At 71.1% G+C, this 3,874-nt stretch carries 3 protein-coding genes and 1 pseudogene; 1 reads left to right on the plus strand and 3 read right to left on the minus strand.

The window, feature by feature from the left end; all coding sequences use genetic code 11:
• Nucleotides 1–197: 197 nt before the first annotated feature.
• Nucleotides 198–635, minus strand: coding sequence for a MarR family winged helix-turn-helix transcriptional regulator (locus tag AC31A1_RS48220; protein WP_489659395.1), 438 nt, complete (start codon nt 633–635; stop codon nt 198–200).
• 115 nt (nt 636–750) lie between these two features.
• Between AC31A1_RS48220 and AC31A1_RS48225 the strand changes: the two genes are divergently transcribed.
• Nucleotides 751–1,749: an NADP-dependent oxidoreductase gene (locus tag AC31A1_RS48225; protein WP_489659396.1), complete on the plus strand. Its 999-nt coding sequence runs from the start codon at nt 751–753 to the stop codon at nt 1,747–1,749.
• A gap of 58 nt (nt 1,750–1,807) precedes the next feature.
• Here the strand turns inward: AC31A1_RS48225 and AC31A1_RS48230 are convergent, their stop codons facing one another.
• Nucleotides 1,808–2,962 (minus strand): serine hydrolase domain-containing protein, encoded by a 1,155-nt coding sequence (locus AC31A1_RS48230; RefSeq protein WP_489659397.1) that lies wholly within the window; start codon nt 2,960–2,962, stop codon nt 1,808–1,810.
• Nucleotides 2,959–3,874: pseudogene (locus AC31A1_RS48235) on the minus strand (M14 family zinc carboxypeptidase); the annotation flags it as partial. The pseudogene AC31A1_RS48235 and the gene AC31A1_RS48230, both read right to left, overlap by 4 nt.

The raw sequence follows: 3,874 nt of genomic DNA on the forward strand, positions 1-3,874 counted from the left end.
CGAATGGCTAGGCCGTGTCCGCAAAGTCCCGCCTGCTCCGCGACGCCCGGCACGCTCCCCCACTGCCTTAAGGGCGTAGGAGGTGCCCCCACTCGGACCCCCAGAGCGCGCACCGGACGCCGCGGAGCCCGCCCTTCGGGCGGACGGCGGGACTTTGCGGACATGACCTAGGCTCAGACGCCCGTGGGCGGCCCGGCTCAGACCTCCAGCATCCGCCGCAGCAACCCCCGCAACGCCAGCCGCTCCTCGTCCGACAGTCCGGCCAGCGGCTCGCGGGCGAACCGTAGGGACTCACGCAGGCTACGGGCCACCCGGCGCCCCTCGTCCGTGGCCGCCGCCAGCTTCACGCGGCGGTCGGCGGGGTCGGGGCGGCGCTCCACCAGGCCGCGGGTCTCCAGCCGGTCCACGATCCCCGTGACGTTCGACGGCTCGCACTTCAGCTTCCGCGCCAGCTTGCGCATCGGCAGCGGCTCCAGGGACAGCAGGCTGAGCAGCCGGGCCTGCGCCCCGGTCAGCTTGTGGTCGCCCGCGGCCTCCTCGTAGTCCTGGTAGAACCGCGCCACGACATCGCCGATCAGCTCGACGACCTCCATGGTCACGGGGTCGGAGCGGCGCGTCTTTTCGGGTGTGGCCATGGACCCAAGCGTACCCGTTTACTTGACATCATGAAACATTCAGAGGCATGGTTGTTTCAGGTACTGAAGTATTTGGCAGTATGCGAGTCACCCTGCACTACGAAAGGCGCTTGTGATGATCAACCGCGAATGGCACCTGCTCAGCCGCCCGGTCGGCTGGCCGAAGCCCGAGGACTTCGCCCTGGTGGAGACCGAGACCCGGGCCCCGGCCGAGGGCCAGGTGCTGGTGCGGAACAAGTACCTGTCGGTCGACCCGTACATGCGCGGGCGCATGAGCGATCGCAAGTCGTACGCCGCCCCCTTCGAGCTCGGCAAGGTCATGCAGGGCGGCGCGGTCGGCGAGATCGTCGAGTCGAACGCCGAGGGCTTCGCGGCCGGCGACCACGTCCTGCACTTCGGCGGCTGGCGCGAGTACGCGACCATCGACGCCAAGGGCGCCGTCAAGGTCGCCCCCGACCTCGCTCCGCTCTCCACCTACCTCGGCGTCCTCGGCATGACCGGCCTCACCGCCTACGCCGGACTGCTGCGCACCGCGTCCTTCAAGGAGGGCGACTCGGTCTTCGTCTCCGGCGCCGCGGGTGCCGTGGGCAGCCAGGTCGGCCAGATCGCCAAGCTCAAGGGCGCCTCCCGGGTCATCGGCTCCGCCGGCTCGGACGAGAAGGTCAAGCTCCTCGTCGAGGAGTACGGCTTCGACGCGGCCTTCAACTACAAGAACGGCCCGGTCGCCAAGCAGCTCCGCGACGCCGCTCCGGACGGCGTCGACGTGTACTTCGACAACGTCGGCGGCGAGCACCTCGAAGCGGCGATCGGCTCCCTGAACGAGCGCGGCCGCATCGCGATCTGCGGCATGATCTCGGTCTACAACAACACCGAACCCGCCCCCGGCCCGAAGAACCTCAGCCGCCTCATCCAGACCCGCGGCCGCATCGAGGGCTTCCTCGTCGGCGACCACTACGACCTGCAGCCGCAGTTCGTCCAGGAGGTCGGCGCGTGGGTGGCCTCCGGCGAGCTCAAGTACCGCGAGACGGTCGTCGAGGGCATCGAGAACAACCTGGAGGCGTTCCTCGGCCAGCTGCGCGGGGAGAACACGGGGAAGATGATCGTCAAGCTCTGACGCACGACGTCTCCACGACGAGGCCGCACCCCTGGACGTGGGGTGCGGCCTCCGTCCGTCAGTGGGCCAGCGCCGCGCTGTGCACCGCCCGCACCAGCCCCACGTTCTCCGGGGCCGCCCCGCCCGGGAACCCGAACCGGCGCCGGGTGTAGCCGTAGGACAGGCCGCTGCGCGGGTCGGCGAAGGCCTGGCAGCCGGCCGCGCCGCTGTGGCCGATCGTGCCGGCGCCCAGGAACGGGTACCAGGCGTCCGCGGTCGCCTGGAAACCGAGGCCGTACGCCCGGTGCGTGCCGGTCACCACGTCGTACCCGACGGAGTGCAGCTGCCCGAACTCCGCCGCCGTGTCCGGCTTCAACAGCGCCGCCCTGTCGTCGACTTCGCTGATCGCCGCCGCGTACAGCCCGGCGAGTCCACGCGCCGACGCCACCCCGCCGACCGACGCGGGACCCTTCGCCCGGATCACCCGCTCGTTCGGCAGTGACTCCAGGACGGTCGGCTGCGCCGCGTGTTCGTTGAACGCGATCGCGGCGAGACTGTGCGGGCCGTCCGGCTCCGCCGCACGCGCGGCCTCCTGCTCCGGGGTGAGCAACTGGGGCTGGGTGGTGCGGAATCGGGGCTCGTGCACCGCCGGCAGCCCGAGGAAGAAGTCCAGCCCGTACGGCGCCCGCACCCTCTCCTCGTGCACGTCCTTGAGCGAACGGCCCGTGGCCCGCCGTACGATCTCGCCGGTCAACGCGCCGATCACCAGGGCGTGATAGCCGAAGGCCGTGCCCGGGCGCCAGAACGGCCGCTGGTCGGCGAGGCGTTCGGCGACCGCCCGGTCGTCGGCCAGCTCGTCGAGCGTGAACCCCGTGTCCGTGCCGACCAGACCCGCCCGGTGCGCGAGCAGCTCGCGCAGAGTCAGCGCGCCCTTCCCCTCGGACGCGAACTCCGGCCAGTAGTACGTCACTTTGCGGTCCAGCTCCAGCGTGCCGTCCTGCACGAGCAGCGCCACCACGAGGTGCGCGGCGCCCTTCGTGGACGAGAACACGCCATAGAGCGAGTCGCCGTCGGTACCAGGCGGCCCCGCCCACAGGTCGACGACCCGCCGACCGTGTACGTATGCACACAACTGGCCCTCATAATCGGCACGTTCGCCCGCCACCACCGCGGCGAACTCCTCCCGCACCGTCTCGAAGCCGTCGGCTACGGTGCCGTGGATCTCCTGGGTCATCTGCTCTCCTCGACTGATCCGCTGCTCGCGTGTGCCATCGCTCGTGTGCCGTCGCTCGTGTGTGCCATGGTGAACAACGCCCGCCCGACCTGCGGGAGTTCCCCCTTGGGATGATCCCGGAAGAGGGGCTCAGTACCGAACAGCACGGCGTGTCGGCCACTGACGACCGAGGGCCGCCCCGCCGCGTCAACGGGACCGCCCGAGCCGTCGGCCCGCGTCCGCCAGTGCCCGGCGAGGAGAGGGTTTCCGGTCGCGTACGACTGCTCGACGCGGACTGTGGGGCCGAGTCCGCTGAACCACACCGGCGCGTAGACGAAGCCGTAGTGCGGGGCGTCCGTGGTGACCGGGCCCGAATTCACCACCCGTACAAAGCCGTTGGCCTCCTCGGTGCCCTCGACGGGCGTTGCCGTCAGCAGTCCGGTCGCGGAGGCGAACGCGGCGCCGGTGACGCCCCGGCCGACGAGCCCATGCCCGGACGCGAGGAAGGTGCCCAGGGCGGTGCGGGCGGCCGGGGTCAGGGCGCCGTACTCCAGCTCCGTGGACACGAACAGCACATCGGCCCTCGACCAGTCGAACCCGGCGTTCAGGACGTCCGTCGACACGGGCGTGACGCCGAAGCCCATCTCCCGCAGCGCGAACAGCTCACCCGGGGTGACGGCGGCGGCGACGCGGACGGGGTGGAGTGCCGTGACACCGGGGAGAGTTGTGGCCTCGAATGCCACGTCGTACGTCTGAGCCGCCATGGCCGCCCCGGCCCGCGCCGAGGGAGTGTCCGGCACGATCGCGCTGCCGTCCGCTGCCCGCCGTACCGGAATCCCTTGCCGGAGAAGCGAGTTGAGGGCCGCGAACTCGGCCGGGTCGGTGAGGCGGAGGCGGAGGTCGCCGTGCGGGGTGACGTGGGCGACGGGGGAG

This window comes from Streptomyces sp. P5F9, assembly GCF_057961495.1.